General features: G+C 67.8%; 13 protein-coding genes and 1 pseudogene. 9 read left to right on the forward strand and 5 right to left on the reverse strand.

Annotation, left to right across the window (positions count from 1 at the left end; genetic code table 11):
• Window positions 1-11 precede the first annotated feature (11 nt).
• Window positions 12-1,082, reverse strand: a complete 1,071-nt coding sequence (gene queG, locus ICJ04_RS07015; protein ID WP_188326798.1) for a tRNA epoxyqueuosine(34) reductase QueG — start codon at window positions 1,080-1,082, stop codon at window positions 12-14.
• A gap of 23 nt (window positions 1,083-1,105) precedes the next feature.
• Between queG and ICJ04_RS07020 the strand changes: the two genes are divergently transcribed.
• The 6 genes from ICJ04_RS07020 to ICJ04_RS07045 all read left to right on the forward strand — a co-directional run bounded on the left by ICJ04_RS07020 (window position 1,106) and on the right by ICJ04_RS07045 (window position 8,905).
• The gene (locus tag ICJ04_RS07020; RefSeq protein WP_188326799.1) at window positions 1,106-2,593 is read left to right on the forward strand and encodes an NAD(P)H-hydrate dehydratase; all 1,488 of its coding nucleotides are present in this window, start codon (window positions 1,106-1,108) and stop codon (window positions 2,591-2,593) included.
• Entirely contained in the window at window positions 2,586-3,068 is a 483-nt protein-coding gene (gene tsaE, locus ICJ04_RS07025; RefSeq protein WP_188326800.1) for a tRNA (adenosine(37)-N6)-threonylcarbamoyltransferase complex ATPase subunit type 1 TsaE, read from the forward strand. The genes ICJ04_RS07020 and tsaE overlap by 8 nt, the downstream gene beginning before the upstream one ends.
• Before the next feature lie 80 nt (window positions 3,069-3,148).
• The gene (locus ICJ04_RS07030; RefSeq protein WP_188326801.1) at window positions 3,149-4,780 is read left to right on the forward strand and encodes an N-acetylmuramoyl-L-alanine amidase; all 1,632 of its coding nucleotides are present in this window, start codon (window positions 3,149-3,151) and stop codon (window positions 4,778-4,780) included.
• Window positions 4,781-5,112: 332 nt separating this feature from the next.
• Window positions 5,113-6,984: a DNA mismatch repair endonuclease MutL gene (gene mutL / locus ICJ04_RS07035; protein WP_188326802.1), complete on the forward strand. Its 1,872-nt coding sequence runs from the start codon at window positions 5,113-5,115 to the stop codon at window positions 6,982-6,984.
• A 53-nt stretch (window positions 6,985-7,037) separates the two neighbouring features.
• Window positions 7,038-7,958, forward strand: a complete 921-nt coding sequence (locus ICJ04_RS07040) for a DUF1684 domain-containing protein (RefSeq protein WP_188326803.1) — start codon at window positions 7,038-7,040, stop codon at window positions 7,956-7,958.
• Window positions 7,959-7,978: 20 nt separating this feature from the next.
• Window positions 7,979-8,905 carry a TraB/GumN family protein gene (locus tag ICJ04_RS07045; protein WP_188327231.1) on the forward strand — a complete coding sequence of 309 codons (927 nt, stop codon included), beginning with the start codon at window positions 7,979-7,981 and terminating at the stop codon, window positions 8,903-8,905.
• Window positions 8,906-9,022: 117 nt separating this feature from the next.
• Here the strand turns inward: ICJ04_RS07045 and phaR are convergent, their stop codons facing one another.
• The 3 genes and pseudogenes from phaR to gluQRS form a co-directional block, all read right to left on the reverse strand.
• On the reverse strand, window positions 9,023-9,598 hold the full coding sequence (gene phaR / locus ICJ04_RS07050) for a polyhydroxyalkanoate synthesis repressor PhaR (RefSeq protein ID WP_223203005.1): 576 nt from the start codon (window positions 9,596-9,598) through the stop codon (window positions 9,023-9,025).
• A 202-nt stretch (window positions 9,599-9,800) separates the two neighbouring features.
• A complete protein-coding gene (phbB, locus tag ICJ04_RS07055) occupies window positions 9,801-10,541 on the reverse strand; it encodes an acetoacetyl-CoA reductase (protein ID WP_188326804.1) in 741 nt (246 codons plus the stop codon).
• A gap of 19 nt (window positions 10,542-10,560) precedes the next feature.
• Window positions 10,561-11,476: pseudogene (gene gluQRS / locus ICJ04_RS07060) on the reverse strand (tRNA glutamyl-Q(34) synthetase GluQRS); the annotation flags it as partial.
• Window positions 11,477-11,569: 93 nt separating this feature from the next.
• Between gluQRS and htpX the strand changes: the two are divergent.
• Window positions 11,570-12,445, forward strand: coding sequence for a protease HtpX (htpX, locus tag ICJ04_RS07065; RefSeq protein ID WP_188326806.1), 876 nt, complete (start codon window positions 11,570-11,572; stop codon window positions 12,443-12,445).
• Window positions 12,446-12,894: 449 nt separating this feature from the next.
• On the forward strand, window positions 12,895-13,053 hold the full coding sequence (locus ICJ04_RS07070) for a hypothetical protein (RefSeq protein ID WP_188326807.1): 159 nt from the start codon (window positions 12,895-12,897) through the stop codon (window positions 13,051-13,053).
• Here the strand turns inward: ICJ04_RS07070 and ICJ04_RS07075 are convergent.
• Complete coding sequence (locus ICJ04_RS07075) at window positions 13,050-13,877, reverse strand: inositol monophosphatase family protein (protein WP_188326808.1); 828 nt, start codon at window positions 13,875-13,877, stop codon at window positions 13,050-13,052. The two genes, ICJ04_RS07070 and ICJ04_RS07075, sit on opposite strands and share 4 nt — an antisense overlap.
• Before the next feature lie 115 nt (window positions 13,878-13,992).
• On the opposite strand from ICJ04_RS07075, the gene ICJ04_RS07080 reads away from it, so the two are divergent.
• Window positions 13,993-14,757 (forward strand): RNA methyltransferase, encoded by a 765-nt coding sequence (locus ICJ04_RS07080; RefSeq protein ID WP_188326809.1) that lies wholly within the window; start codon window positions 13,993-13,995, stop codon window positions 14,755-14,757.
• Window positions 14,758-14,826 lie beyond the last annotated feature (69 nt).

Here is a 14,826-nt window from a genome sequence, read left to right on the forward strand (position 1 = left end):
CCCCGTGTGGATCATCCCGCGCCGTGCTGGGCCAGCGCCCAATGCACGTGTTCGCGCACCATCTCGGACGGGTCGGCTGCGCGCGTGCGCAGGCTGTCCACCACCGGCGCGGAGGTGGGCGCATTGCCCAGCGCGACGGCGATGTTGCGCAGCCAGCGCTGGTGGCCGCTGCGACGGATCGGGCTGCCCTCGGTACGCTGCAGGAACTCCGCTTCGTCCCAGGCAAACAGTTCGTCCAACCGCGCCCGGTCGAGATTGTTGCGGGCACGGAAATCGGCTTCGTCGGTACGTTTGGCGAACTTGTTCCAGGGACAGACCAGTTGGCAATCGTCACAGCCGTAAATGCGATTGCCGATCAGCGGACGCATGTCCTCTGGTATCGCACCGTCATGCTCGATGGTCAGGTAGGAGATGCAGCGGCGCGCGTCCAGCCGCTGCGGCGCGATGATCGCCTGGGTGGGGCAGACCTCGATGCAACGGGTGCAGGTGCCGCAGTGCGCACTCGCGGGCGTATCGATGGGCAGCGGCAGGTCGATGTAGATCTCGCCCAGGAAAAACCACGAGCCGCCGTTACGATCGATCAGGCAGGTGTGCTTGCCGATCCAGCCCAGCCCCGCATTGCGGCCCAGAGCGCGTTCCAGCACGGGCGCCGAATCCACGAAGACGCGGAATCCCAGCGGTGCGACCTCATCGCTGATCTGCGTTGCCAGCTTCTGCAGCCGGTTGCGCATCAGCTTGTGGTAATCACGCCCCAGTGCATAGCGCGCGACATAGGCGCGGCCCGGGTCGGCCAGGGTCGCCCAGGCTTCGGTGTCATCTTTGTGGCTGTAATCCATGCCCAGCGAGATCACCCGGACGGTGCCCGGCAGCAACTCGGCAGGGCGCGCGCGCAGGGTGCCGTGGCGGGCCATCCAGTCCATCGTGCCGTACAGGCCCTGGCCCAGCCAGTCCGCCAGATGCGCTTCGTCTTCGGCCAGATCGACGCCCGCGATGCCACAGCGCTGGAAGCCATGCGCGCGGGCGAGGGCGCGGATGCGCTGTACGGCCAGGTGGGGATCGACGGGGGCAGGGGCGGGGGACATGGGGGCAAGTATAGAATCCCTGCATGCATGAGCTTTCCGATCTGTTCGATTCCGCTGCGGCCCGTTCATTGGACGCGCGCGCTTCCGCCATGGCGGGCGACGATGGCCAGACGCTGATGGCGGCTGCTGGACACGCCGCCTGGCAATGCCTGATGCAGCAGTGGCCGGAAGCGCGGCACGTCTGCGTCGTGGTCGGCGCAGGCAACAACGGCGGCGATGGCCTGGTGCTGGCCCTGCATGCGCTGCAGGCCGGGCACCACGTCACGGTGATGGGGCTGAGCGGAAAGCCGCCAGCGACCGCCCTGGCTGCGTGGGCGGCGTCCGCGTTCTTCGAAGCAGGCGGTGTGATCAACGCGTTTTCCGGCTCGTTACCCGTGTCCGACGTGCTGGTGGATGCGTTGTTCGGCATCGGCCTGCAGGACGCGCCGCGCGCCGATGCCGCCGCGCTGATCGAGGCGATGAACGCGCATCCGGCCCCGGTATTCGCGCTGGACGTGCCCAGTGGCGTGGACGCCGACCGCGGCAGCGCGCGCGGTGCAGCGGTGCGCGCGAAGCTGACGCTGCAGTTCATCGTGGCCCACCGTGGGCTTTATACGGGGGACGGGCTCGAGCACGCCGGCGAACGCAGGCTGGCGCCGTTGTCGGTGCCCGACAGCGTGCGTGCCAGCGTGCCGGCGGCTGCGGCGCTCTGGCACCAGGACCGTGCGGCTGCGTTGCTGCCCCCACGCCGCCTCAACGCCCACAAAGGCAGTTCGGGCCACGTGCTGTGCGTGGGCGGGAATCATGGCAGCGGTGGCGCGCTCCTGCTGACCGCGCATGCAGCGCTGCGAGCGGGTGCGGGCCTGGCCAGCCTGGCCACGCGGGCCGAGCACGTGGCGGCGGCCCTGGCCCGCCTGCCCGAAGCGATGTGTCATGCCGTGGACAGCGACGCGGCACTGCAGGACGTGTTGCAACGCGCGAGCGTCGTCGCGATCGGCCCCGGGCTTGGCCAGGACGACTGGGCGCGTGCCCTGTGGCGAGGCGTGCGTGACAGCGGCAAGCCGCTGATCGTGGACGCCGATGCACTGAACCTGCTCGCGCAGGATCCGCAGCCCCTGCCGCAGGCCGTGCTGACCCCTCACCCCGGTGAGGCGGCACGCCTGCTGCACTCGACGACGGCGGCGGTACAGGCCGATCGCTTCGCCGCCGCCGCTGCGTTGGCCGATCGCTTCCACGCTGTCGTGGTGCTGAAGGGGGCAGGCAGCCTGGTCGCCGCGCCCGGTCGGTGCCCTGCGGTGATTGCCGCCGGCAACCCCGGCATGGCCGTGGGCGGCATGGGAGACCTGCTGACCGGCATCATCGCCGCCCTGCGTGCGCAAGGCCTGGAGCCGTTCCCTGCGGCGGCGGGCGGCGCCCTCCTGCATGGCCTGGCCGGCGATGTCGCGGCACGCGACGGCGCGCGGGGCCTGCTTCCCACTGATCTGCTGGCGCCCCTGCGCCGGCTCTGCAACCCGGAACCGCGTGATGTTTGAACTGTATCTTCCCGAGCCTGACCACACTGATCTGCTCGGTGCGGCGCTGGCCACCACGCGCCCAGCCCACGCGCTGTTGGAACTGCAGGGCGACCTGGGAGCGGGCAAGTCCACCACGGCGCGTGCCCTGCTGCGCGCGCTGGGCGTCACCGGCGCCATTCGCAGCCCGACCTATACGCTGGTGGAGCGCTACCCATTGGCCGACGGCCGCGAGGCGTGGCACATGGATCTGTACCGGATCGCTGGCGCCGGCGAACTGGATTTCCTGGGCTTGGACGACGACGTCGCATCGCTGTGGCTGGTGGAATGGCCCGAACGCGGTGCAGGCTCGCTGCCACCCACCGATCTGCGCGTCGAGCTGCGCATTGAAGGGGCCGGGCGGCATGCCCGTCTCATTCCGCTGAGCGATTCAGGTGAAGGCTGGGTGACGCGTTTGCGCGAGCAGGATCAGTTGCGTGTCCTTTCTGTCGATTAACCAGAACAAACCGATGAAAGTTACGGATTATTAAGGGAAAAGGTTTGCATTTCGTTCAGCGCAGTGATTGAATCCTGAGCATGCGATCTGGACCCCTCTCTCTTGCCGTCTGTGCCGCCATCGGTTTCGCTTTGGCGAGCGCAGCCGCGTGGGCGGGCGAGATTCATCAGGTTCGGCTGGACACCGGCTCTACCGGCACGCGCGCCGAGATCGCGCTGGCGGGCAAGGGCGGCTACAAGACCATCGCCCTGTCCGCGCCGAACCGGCTCGTGGTCGACTTTCCGGATTCCAGCGCGGTGCGGGGGCTGAAGCTGCCTGCCGCGCAGGGCGTGGTGACTGCCGTGCGTACGGGCCAGCCCGTGCCGGGCACGTTCCGTGTGGTGTTTGATCTGGCCGACAACGTGGCACCGTTCAAGCCGCAGATGCTGCAGCAGGGCAACGAGTCGAAGCTGGTCATCGAATGGCCAGGCGATGCGCCGGGCAGCACGTCTGCGCCTGTGGCGTCGGCTGCGCCGACCCCGACCCCGACACCGGCACCTGCCCCTGCGGCCACGGTTCCCGTTTCAGGCGCCGTCACCCCGGCACAGTCGCGCAGCGATGCCGCCCGGGCCACGGCCCTGCTGACCGCGCAGGTACAGCAGCAGGCGAGCGCCACGGCGGCCGTCTCCGCCGCACCGGCGCCGGTACCCACTGCCGCGACCGCCAACGTGGTCGCGGCTGGCACTACTGCCAGCAGCGGCACTGCCGCCGCATCGCCGGCTGCCATTCTCGCCGGCCAGCCCACCGGCCAGCGACCGCCCAACACCACCATCGCCGGTACGATGCCGACCCGCACCGGCGCGGCCGCGGCCGCCGTGGCCACTGCACCGCCTGCACCCACCCCGGACGCCGCACCACCGCCGCGCCCGGCGATGCCGAGCGAGGCATCGCGTGTGCGCATGCAGGCGGGCATGCGCCCGCTGGTGGTGGCGATCGATCCGGGCCACGGTGGCCAGGATCCGGGTGCCGTCGGACCCAGTGGCAAGCGTGAGAAGGACATCACCCTCGCGGTAGGCCGTGAACTGGCGCGCCAGGTCAACGCCATGCCGGGGCTGAAGGCCTACATGACCCGCGACAGCGACGTCTTCATCCCGCTGCCGATGCGCGCGCAGAAAGCACGCGCTGCGAAAGCGGACATCTTCATTTCGATCCACGCCGATGCCGCGGAGAACCGCGCAGCGCGCGGTTCGTCGGTGTACGTGCTGTCGACCAAGGGCGCGTCCTCGCAACGCGCCCGTTGGCTGGCCGACAAGGAGAACGCGGCGGATCTGATCGGTGGCGTCAGCCTGCAGCGTACCGAAGGCACGCTCGCGAACGTGCTGCTCGACCTGGCACAGAGCGGCTACATGAAGGCATCCGAAGATGCGGCCAGCCACGTACTGGGTGGCCTGAAGCGCATCGGCAACAACCACAAGCCGAACATCGAGCGCGCGAACTTCGCGGTGCTGCGCACCTCGGACATGCCGGCGATGCTGGTGGAAACCGCGTTCATCTCCAACCCGGACGAAGAGCGGCGGCTGATGGACCCGGCCTACCAGCGCAAGATCGCCGCAGCGGTGCTGGACGGTGTCAATGTGTTCTTTACCCGCCAGCCGCCCCCGGGCACGCTGTACGCCGCACGCGCACAGGCGGAAATGGAAGCAGCCAGCACCGTCGCCGGCGGCAGCAAGTAACACCCGACAACGCAGGTAGCGCCGAGCCACGCTCGGCGAGCGCGCAGCGCGGCCCGCGTCAGGCATCCCCCCCGGTAGCGCCGAGCCACGCTCGGCGAGCGCGCAGCGCGGCCCGCGTCAGGCATCCACACCCCCCGGTAGCGCCGAGCCATGCTCGGCGAGCGCGCAGCGCGGCCTGCGTCAGGCATCCGCACCCCCCGGTAGCGCCGAGCCATGCTCGGCGAGCGCGCAGCGCGGCCTGCGTCAGGCATCCGCTATCATCAGCAGATGAAGTCAGATCTCCGTTTCCCCTCTTTTTCGTTCCCGCCCGCATCATGCCGCCGGGGGCCTGCATGAGCGCCACCATCCGGCCCTTGCCGGACATCCTGATCAACCAGATCGCCGCCGGCGAAGTCGTCGAGCGGCCGGCATCGGTGGTCAAGGAACTGGTCGAAAACGCGATCGATGCCGGTGCGACCCGGGTGGACATCGACCTCGAAGAAGGCGGTGTGCGGCTGATCCGCATCCGCGACAACGGCAGCGGTATCGCGGCCGATCAGTTGGCGTTGGCCGTGTCGCGCCACGCCACCAGCAAGATATTCAGCCTCGACGACCTGGAAGCCGTGGCCACGCTTGGTTTCCGGGGGGAGGCCCTGCCATCGATCGCCTCGGTCAGTCGCTTCACCCTGTCCTCGCGTCGCGCCGATGACGAGCACGGTGCCGCGCTGCAGATCGAAGGCGGCAAGCTGGGCGAGGTAATGCCGCGCTCGCACGCACCGGGCACCACGGTCGAGGTGCGCGAGCTGTTCTACAACGTGCCGGCGCGGCGCAAGTTCCTGCGCGCCGAGCGCACCGAGCTGGGCCACATCGAAGAATGGCTGCGTTCGCTGGCGCTCGCCCGCCCCGATGTGGAACTGCGCGTGTCGCACAACGGCAAGGCCTCGCGCCGGTACAAACCGGGTGATCTGTATTCCGATGCGCGCATCGGCGAAACACTGGGCGAGGACTTCGCCAATCAGGCGGTGCGTGTCGATCACAGTGGCGCCGGCCTGCGCCTGCACGGTTGGATCGCCCAGCCGCATTACTCGCGTGCCAGTACCGATCAGCAGTACCTCTATGTCAACGGCCGCTCGGTGCGCGACCGCAGCGTCGCCCATGCGGTGAAGATGGCCTATGGCGATGTGCTTTTCCACGGCCGGCAGCCGGCGTACGTGCTGTTCCTGGAGCTGGACCCCACCCGGGTGGACGTCAATGTGCATCCCGCCAAGCATGAGGTGCGTTTCCGTGATGCGCGCCTGATCCACGACTTCGTCTACCGCACGTTGAAGGACGCGTTGGCCGACACCCGCGCTGGCATGTCGGTGCAGGAGATCGGTGCTGGCGGCGGTGCGGCCATCGCAGCAGGTGCGCCGCTGCAGCAAGGCGCAGGGTGGGGCCTGGCGCGGAGTGGATCGGGCGCTGGCGGCGGCTCCTGGGGGGCGCAGCAATCACCGCTCGGCCTGCAGGTCGCTGATGCGCCGGCCGCCTACGCTGCCCTGTATGGCGGGCCTGCGGAGCCGGGGATGGGCCCGCAGGGCGACACGATGCTGCAGACCCGTTCCGGCGAATACGGTCTGCCGGTGACCAGCGCCGACGCGGGCGTGCCGCCGCTGGGGTACGCGATCGCGCAGTTGCACGGTATCTACATCCTGGCGGAGAACGCCGAAGGCCTGATCGTGGTGGACATGCATGCCGCCCACGAGCGCATCGGCTACGAGCGGTTGAAGACCGCGCACGATGGGATCGGCCTGCACGCGCAGCCGCTGCTGGTGCCGATCACCTTGGCCGTAGGAGAGCGCGAAGCGGACACCGCCGAGCGCGAAGTCGATACGCTGGTCGCGCTGGGCTTCGACATCACTCGCGCCGGCCCCGGCGCGCTGCATGTGCGCAGCATTCCCGCGCTGCTGGCCAACGCCGAGCCGGAAGGACTGCTGCGCGATGTGCTGGGCGACCTGCGTGAGCACGGGCAGTCGCGCCGCATCGCCACGGCCCGCGATGAGCTGCTGTCCACGATGGCCTGCCACGGTGCGGTACGTGCCAATCGGCGGTTGACGGTGCCGGAAATGAACGGCCTGCTGCGCGACATGGAGATCACCGAGCGCTCGGGGCAGTGCAACCATGGACGCCCGACCTGGGCGCGTTTTTCACTGGCAGAAATCGACCGCTGGTTCCTGCGCGGTCGTTGAAGGGGGCGGCAATGGGGATGCAGCACAAGGGCAGGCCGCGGGGAGTGGCGTCCATGGCGGTCATCGCGATGGCGATGCTTCTGGCGGGGTGCGGCGGCAAGGCACCGGAACCGGCTGCCGCCGTGCCGGACGATCCCGCGTTCGCCGCACAGCAACAGCAATGGCGCATGCAGCGTTATACCGAGCTCACCGCCGCTGACGGCTGGACCGCCCTGGTCGGACTGCATTGGCTGGAACATAAAGCGCACTACATCGGTCGCGGGCCCGGCAGCGGCATTCGCCTCGCCGTCGGTCCAGACAAGCTGGGCATGGTCAGCCGGCAGGGCGATCGCTGGTCATTCACACCCGAGCGAGGGGTGGCGCTGAGCGTGGACGGCAAGCCCCTGACGGGGCGCATCGCCTTCAACAGCGACCACGACGCGCAGCCCACGCGCATCGCCTTCGACCAGGGTAAAGGCCAGCTCAGCCTCATCCATCGCGGTGAACGCTTCGCGCTGCGCATCAAGCACGCCGAGGCGGCATCGCGCACGGGCTTCACCGGACTGGAGTACTGGCCGGGAGGTGCCGACTGGCAGGTGCGTGCCCGGTTCCTGCCGCACCCCCCCGGCCGCACCCTGCCGATCGTGGACATCACCGGCCTGACCACCGCCATGCCCAACGCCGGCACGGTGACCTTCGAGCGCGACGGGCAGGCGTATCGGCTGGAGGCGATCGGCGAGCACGGCGCGCCGTTGTTCCTGATCTTCGCCGACCGGACCAGTGGCCACGGCAGCTATCCCGCCGGACGCTACCTGGATACCGACGCGCCGGGGGCGGACGGCCATGTCCTGGTGGATTTCAACCACGCCTACAATCCCCCCTGTGCGTTCACCCCTTTCGCGACCTGTCCGCTCGCGCCACCGGAGAACCGGCTGGACCTGCGTGTCGAGGCGGGCGAGCGCGCTTACCACCTGCCCAAGGAGAGTGCTGAGTGAAGCGACCTGTTTCCCGCTGGATGAGTGCATCGCTGCTGATGTTGGCGGCCTGCTGCAGCATAGGGGCGGTAGCGGCCCCGGCAACAGCAGCAAAGCCTGCCGGCACCACCCGGCCAGCCCCGCCCGTACCGTTGCTGTGGAAGGTGACCGGCGCAGGCGATGCGCGGCTCTACCTGCTGGGTTCGTTTCACCTGCTGCGCGCTGACGACTACCCCCTCGCTGCGGAGGCGGACAACGCGTTCGACGCCGCGAACCGCGTGGTCTTCGAGCTGTCGGCGGCGGATATCGAGTCGCCCGATCTGGCGAAGAAGATGGTGCAGGCCGCCGTGCGGACCGATGGCACGGAGCTGCGCAGTGACCTGGGCGATGCGACCTGGGCGAAGCTGCAGGACTATGCGACCAAGCACCCGCTGCCGCTTGCGCAGATGCAGGGAATGAAGCCCTGGTTCGTGGGCTTGAGCATCAGCATCGGGCAGATGCAGGCGATGGGCCTGGATCCTGCCCTTGGGCTGGACAAGCATTTCATGGAGCGCGCGGCAAAGGCCGGAAAGCCGATTTCCGGCCTGGAGAGCATCGACACGCAGATCGCGGTGCTCGCCGGCATGAGCATCACCGAGCAGCGGCAGATGGTGGAAGAAGCGCTTGAATTGTCGGACAAGGGCAATGCGGAGATCCGCGCGCTGCACGACGCGTGGCGGCGCGGTGACGATGCCCTGATGTGGAACCGCATGGCGGTGGACATGAAGCGCCAGTACCCGCAGCTCTACCAGCGCATCAACACCGATCGCAACGACGCGTGGCTGCCCAAGCTGCAGCCATACCTGCAGGCGGGGCAGGGCGGTACCCTGGTGGTGGTGGGCACCCTGCATCTGCTGGGCAGTGATGGCGTGGTCGAGAAGCTGCGTGCCAAGGGCTACAAGGTGGAGCGGGTGCGCGCCAAGCGCTGAGCTGCTGGCGTGTAACCCGCAGGGCCGACGTCAGTCGACGTCGCCTGCTGCGTGATGGCCGCACGAAAAACGGCGCGCCTGCCAGGACGCGCCGTTCGTATCTGCGCAGCGGAGCTGTCAGCGACCGCGCGGCTTGCTGCCCGTCGGGCCAGGCGCTTCGCCGGGCTTGTGCGCGGTGGAGCCGGAGGACTGGCCCGGACGCGGGCCCAGGCCGGGGCCGGGATTCGGTGCGGTGCCGCCCGGACGCGGGCCACCAAAGCCGGTGCCCATGCTGCGCTGGAACTCCTGCCAGAGTTCCAGGTTGCGCTCGGTCAGCTGGTTCATCATGGCCCAGGGCGTCTGGCCCAGCAGGTTGCCCATCTGCTGGCGGAACTGCTGCTGCTGGTCGAGGAACACCTGCATGCTGCGCTCCAGGTAATTGCCCATGAAGCCCTGCAGGGAATCGCCGTAGAAACGGATCAGCTGGCTGAGCAGCTGGGTGGAGAGCATCGGCTCACCGTCCTGCTCCTGGTCGGCGATGATCTGCAGCAGGACCGAACGGGTCAGGTCGTTGCCGGTCTTGGCATCGCGGACTTCAAAGTCCTCGCCATCCAGGATCAGCTGGCGCACATCCTCTATGGTGATGTAGCTGGAAATCTCGGTGTCGTAGAGACGGCGATTGGGATACTTCTTGATGATGCGTGTAGCAGCCATGAAGCAAGCACTCGTCACAATAGATGCGCAGCATGGCGCAGCGCAGCAGCTGTTGCAACGGCCGAATGCCCCTCAAACGTGCCGGATGCGTCTAACAATGTTGCGCAACAAGGGTTTTCATGTTGCGCAACATTTCATGCCCGTTGCCACGGCGGCGGCCCCAAGGCGGGCGACCTGCCGCTGCGCGGCGGGCATCCCCTCGTCACCAGCCCATGTGATGGCCGCCGTTGATGTCCAGGTTGCTGCCGGTGATCCACGCCGCCTCTTCGGCTACCAGGAAGGACACGCCGTACGCGATCTCCCCAGGCTTGCCCAGCCGCCCGGTGGGGATGTCGGCAATGATCTTCGCCCGCACTTCCTCGGGGACGGCCATCACCATGTCGGTGGCGACGTAACCGGGCGAAATCGTGTTGACCGTGATGCCGAACCCAGCATTCTCGCGCGCAAGCGAGATGGTGAAGCCGTGCATCCCGGCCTTGGCAGCCGCATAGTTGGCCTGGCCGTACTGGCCCTTCAGGCCGTTGATTGAGCTGATCTGGATGACCCGGCCCCAGCCGCGGCGGCGCATGCCCTCGATGACCGGGCGGGTGACATTGAACACCGAGTTGAGGTTGGTGTTGATGACCTCGTGCCACTGCTCGGCGCGCATGCGGTGGAAAGTGGTGTCGCGGGTGATGCCTGCGTTGTTGACCAGGATCTCCACCGGGCCCAGTTCGGCCTCCACTGCCCGCACCATGGCCTCTGCGCTGTCCGGGGTGGAAACATCACCGGGAAAAATGCCGATCGACAAGCCGCGCGCTGCCATGGCGGATTGCCAGGCCAAGGCTTTTTCGTGGTCACGGTAATTGGTGGCGACCCGGTGGCCCTGGTCGGCCAGGCGTTGGCAGATGGCCGTGCCGATGCCGCCGGTACCACCGGTGACCAGTGCGACGCGTGGAGTCATGCTGCGCTTCCGATTCAGGAGGGGAAAGGGGATTCTGCATGATCAGCGCACCGCGTGCGCCTTCAGGTCAGCAGAATGTCGTGATCGGGAATCCGCCCGGCATCGAACGCCGATGCCGCGCGCCGCAGCAGATCATCCCGATCCGTTGCATCGACAAGGGCCTCCGGTGCCTGGCCGAGCAGATGCCAAAGCTGCCTCAGTACAGGGACAGGGTCGCCTGCGTCCATTGGCAGTGCGGCATCTGATTTGGACAGTTTGCGGCCGTCTGTACCCAGCAGCAGCGGCAGGTGCGCATAGCGCGGGGTGTGCAGTCCCAGCGCGCGCTGCAGGAGCACCTGCCTTGCGGTCGACTCGAGCAGGTCGGCACCGCGGACAACGTCGGTGATGCCCTGCGCCGCATCGTCCACCACGACGGCCAGCTGATACGCCCAGCAGCCATCTGCCCGGCGCAGCACGAAATCGCCGACCTGCGTGTGGACGTCCTGCTGCTGCGGTCCACGCACGGCGTCGTTGAACGTCACCACGCTGCCAGGCGGCACGCGCAGGCGCACGGCGGGATCATGTCGCGGTCGGCGGCTGATGCAGCGATGGTGGATGCCGCCGTTGGCGGCCAGCTCGGAGCGGCTGCAGTGACAGATGAACGCCTCGCCGCTGGTCAGCAAGGCATCCAGGGCCTGCTGATAGGCCGGGGCGCGCTGGCTTTGCCAGAGCACGGGGCCATCGCTGCCCAGGCCGAAATGATCCAGCACGCGCAGCTGCGCCTGGGCTGCGCCGACGACGGTTCGGGGGGGATCCACATCCTCGATGCGCACCAGCCAACGTCCCCCGGCCTGGCGAACGAACAGCCAGCCAGCGAACGCCGCCAGCAGCGATCCGGTGTGCAGGGGGCCGGTAGGCGAAGGCGCGAAGCGGCCGCAGTGAATAGGGGGCGTCATGGAGGCTGAATCGTCGGTCAGGTTGGCGCTTGAATTCAAGCTGAAGTCACCGCAGATTGAGCGTCGACATCCTCATCAGAGCTTACCTTCCCCATGTTCAGTCGTATTGGCTTGTTCCTTCTGACCAACCTCGCAGTGCTGGTGCTGGCCGGTATCGTGATGTCGGTGCTGGGGGTCAACCCCAACCAGATGAGCGGCCTGCTGGTGATGGCCGCGATCTTTGGCTTTGGTGGTTCCTTCATCTCTTTGCTGTTGTCCAAGTGGATGGCCAAGCGCTCCACCGGCGCAGTGGTGATCACCGAGCCGCGCAACGAAACCGAGCGCTGGCTGCTGAAGACCGTGGAGCGCCAGGCGCGCGAAGCCGGCATCGGCATGCCGGAGGTGGCGGTGTACGACGGTCCGGAAATCAACGCGTTCGCCACCGGTGCCAATCGCAACAAGGCGCTGGTCGCCGTGTCCACCGGCCTGCTGCACAACATGAGCGAGGACGAGGCCGAAGCGGTGCTGGGCCATGAAATCGCCCACGTGGCCAACGGTGACATGATCACCATGGCGCTGCTGCAGGGGGTGTTGAACACCTTCGTGATCGTGCTGGCCCGCGTGGTCGGCGGCGTGATCGACAGTGCGATGTCGGGCAACCGCGAAGGCGGTGGGCGTGGCATCGGGTATTACGTGATCGTGTTCGTGCTGGAAATGGTATTCGGCATCTTCGCCACGATGATCGCGATGTGGTTCTCGCGTCACCGCGAGTTCCGCGCGGACACGGGCGGTGCGCAGTTGGCCGGTCGCCAGAAGATGATCGCGGCGCTGGAGCGTCTGAAGGCCAATCATGGCCAGAGCACGCTGCCCACGCAGGTGGCGGCCTTCGGCATCGCCGGTGGCATCGGGCAGGGCATGCGCAAGCTGATGCTGAGCCATCCGCCGCTGGACGAGCGCATTGCCGCACTGCGTGCTTCTACCTCCGTCTGAGGCGGATTGGTCGAACGGGTGAGACCGCCTCGCGGCTGGCTGCTTTCAAGCTGCAGCCGGGGGCCGGGCGGTGGGGCTGGGCGGGGGACGGCAAGGGCCGCATCCATGCGTGCCTCGTTTCGCGCCATCCATGGCGCGGGTCCACGCCATCGCATTCGCGCTGTCGCTCCCACGCTTTGCTGCGCAAACCGCGGGCCCCGTCTCACCGGCACCCACACCCCGCCGCTTTGCGGCCGCCCCTGACTCAGGGGCTCCCTCCACCCGACGGGTCAACGAGGCCGACCCATGGTCGGCGGAACGTTCCTGCCAACTGCCCGCTGCGCTCGCCGACCATGGGTCGGCGCTACCTATGCCCGCATGCCCCATGGCCACCATGGACCTGCCGAAGGTGGGGCGGGGTGGATTGGCGGGGGTGTTGAGCGCCATGGATGGCGCGAAACAAGGCCCGCATGGATGCGGCCCTTGCCGTCCCCCGCCAATTCACCCCGCCCCGCCAGCAAGCGGCCCTGCAGCTGTTGCTTTTGCTTTTGATCCTGCTGTTGCACCAGACAGCAGAACGGCGCCCGCAGGCGCCGTTCGACCAGCCGGATTTCGAAGCGAAGCGTTAGAACTTCGCCTCGAACTCGGCGGCGTAGCCAGTGTTGACCAGCACCTTCTGCAGCGCCTCGGCCACCTTCAGGTTGCCGGCGACCACCTGGTGGTTTTCCGGGCCGCGGTTGTCCATGCGGCCCAGGGGGGCGCCCTTGTAATCGCAGACCTTGCCGCCCGCCTCGCGCACCAGCAGCACACCCGCCGCGATGTCCCACGACTTCACGCCGGCTTCGAAGTAGGCATCGGCGCGACCACAGGCCACGTAGGCCAGGTCGAGTGCCGCCGAGCCGGTACGGCGCACGTCTTCGGCCTGCACCAACAGCGTATCGAGCGTCTTCAGCTGGACGCTGGCGCGGGCGCGCTCGCGCGGCGCGAAGCCGGTGTGGATCATCGTGCCTTCCAGGTCCTTGCGGTCCGACACGCGGATGCGGCGATCGTTGAACACCGCGCCGGCGCCACGGCTGGCCGTGAACAGCTCATTGCGCAGCGGGTCGAAGATGACCGCATCGATCGGCTCGCCGTTCTCGACCAGTGCGATGGACACGCAGTAGTGCGGAAAACCGCGCAGGTAGTTGCTGGTTCCGTCCAGCGGATCGATCACCCACATGTAGCGGTTGGCGCCCTGGATGCCGCCCTCTTCGCCGATCACGCCGTACTCGGGGTAGGCGCGCTTGAGTTCCTTGATGATGACCTTTTCCGCATCGCCATCCACCTCGCTCGCATAATCCATGCGGCCCTTCTGAACGACGTTCAGCGTCTCGAGCTTGTTGATGTTGCGCAGCAATACATTGCCGGCGAGGCGGGCGGCCTTGACCATGACGGTGACGGCGGGTTTCTGCATGGTAATAGCTCCCGGGAGGGCAGAGGGGGGATTGGCGGGGGAAAAGAGCAGGTCCGGCGCAGTGGCCGGCCGCACAGTTTACCATTGCAGGCCGTCCAGCTCGACTACTGCGTTCATGTCCGATCCATCCCTAGCTCCCCGTATCCGTTTTGTCCTGGTGGGCACCCAGCATCCCGGTAACATGGGTGCCGCCGCACGTGCCATGAAGACCATGGGCCTGAGCCGGTTGGTCCTGGTCGCCCCGGAAAAGCCGCTTGATGAAGAAGCCTTCCGCCGCTCGGCCGGGGCCGAGGACGTGCTGGGCGACGCGCCGGTGGTGGCGACCCTGGCGGACGCCGTCGCGGACTGCACCCTGGTGTTGGGCTGCACGGCCCGCGCCCGCCGGGTGCAGCTGGAAGAGCTGCTGCCCACCTTGGCTGCCGAACGGGTGGCTGGCAAGGCGGCCGAAGGGGCCGAGGTGGCGGTGGTGTTCGGCCGGGAGCGCACCGGCCTGACCAACGAGGAGCTGCAGCTGTGCCACGTCGCGGTGCACATTCCGTCCGATCCGGCCTTCAGTTCGCTCAATCTGGCTGCCGCGGTGCAGGTGCTGGCCTACGAAGTGCGCATGCGCTTGTTGGGCGATGCCGCCGCGCCGGTGGTCGAGCCCGGCCTGCGCGAGCAGCCGGCCAGCCACGAGCAGATGGAGAGCTTCTTCGGTCAGCTGGGTGAGACGCTGGAAGAGATCGAGTTCCACAAGGGCAGGGCGCCGGAATCGGCGATGCGCAAGCTGCGTCGCCTGTTCCTGCGCAGTGCGCCGAGCGAACAGGAAGTCCGCCTGCTGCGCGGCATCCTGGCCGATGCCCAGCGGATGGCCCGGATCGCCCACGAGGGCGATAAATAGCCTGACGCAGTTCTCACTTTTTCGGGTAGTCTTTCCCCTACACCAAGGGGGTCATCGTGATCGGTTGGC

Source organism: Stenotrophomonas sp. 169 (genome assembly GCF_014621775.1).
In the GTDB taxonomy this organism is placed as follows: Bacteria; Pseudomonadota; Gammaproteobacteria; order Xanthomonadales; family Xanthomonadaceae; genus Stenotrophomonas.

What these genes read in the sequence shown, in the direction of transcription:
- queG (WP_188326798.1), bottom strand. Translation starts at nt 1,082, where the DNA reads ATGTCCCCCGCCCCTGCCCCCGTCGATCCCCACCTGGCCGTACAGCGC.
- ICJ04_RS07020 (WP_188326799.1), top strand. Translation starts at nt 1,106, where the DNA reads ATGCATGAGCTTTCCGATCTGTTCGATTCCGCTGCGGCCCGTTCATTG.
- tsaE (WP_188326800.1), top strand. Translation starts at nt 2,586, where the DNA reads ATGTTTGAACTGTATCTTCCCGAGCCTGACCACACTGATCTGCTCGGT.
- ICJ04_RS07030 (WP_188326801.1), top strand. Translation starts at nt 3,149, where the DNA reads ATGCGATCTGGACCCCTCTCTCTTGCCGTCTGTGCCGCCATCGGTTTC.
- mutL (WP_188326802.1), top strand. Translation starts at nt 5,113, where the DNA reads ATGAGCGCCACCATCCGGCCCTTGCCGGACATCCTGATCAACCAGATC.
- ICJ04_RS07040 (WP_188326803.1), top strand. Translation starts at nt 7,038, where the DNA reads ATGGCGGTCATCGCGATGGCGATGCTTCTGGCGGGGTGCGGCGGCAAG.
- ICJ04_RS07045 (WP_188327231.1), top strand. Translation starts at nt 7,979, where the DNA reads ATGAGTGCATCGCTGCTGATGTTGGCGGCCTGCTGCAGCATAGGGGCG.
- phaR (WP_223203005.1), bottom strand. Translation starts at nt 9,598, where the DNA reads ATGGCTGCTACACGCATCATCAAGAAGTATCCCAATCGCCGTCTCTAC.
- phbB (WP_188326804.1), bottom strand. Translation starts at nt 10,541, where the DNA reads ATGACTCCACGCGTCGCACTGGTCACCGGTGGTACCGGCGGCATCGGC.
- htpX (WP_188326806.1), top strand. Translation starts at nt 11,570, where the DNA reads ATGTTCAGTCGTATTGGCTTGTTCCTTCTGACCAACCTCGCAGTGCTG.
- ICJ04_RS07070 (WP_188326807.1), top strand. Translation starts at nt 12,895, where the DNA reads ATGGATGCGGCCCTTGCCGTCCCCCGCCAATTCACCCCGCCCCGCCAG.
- ICJ04_RS07075 (WP_188326808.1), bottom strand. Translation starts at nt 13,877, where the DNA reads ATGCAGAAACCCGCCGTCACCGTCATGGTCAAGGCCGCCCGCCTCGCC.
- ICJ04_RS07080 (WP_188326809.1), top strand. Translation starts at nt 13,993, where the DNA reads ATGTCCGATCCATCCCTAGCTCCCCGTATCCGTTTTGTCCTGGTGGGC.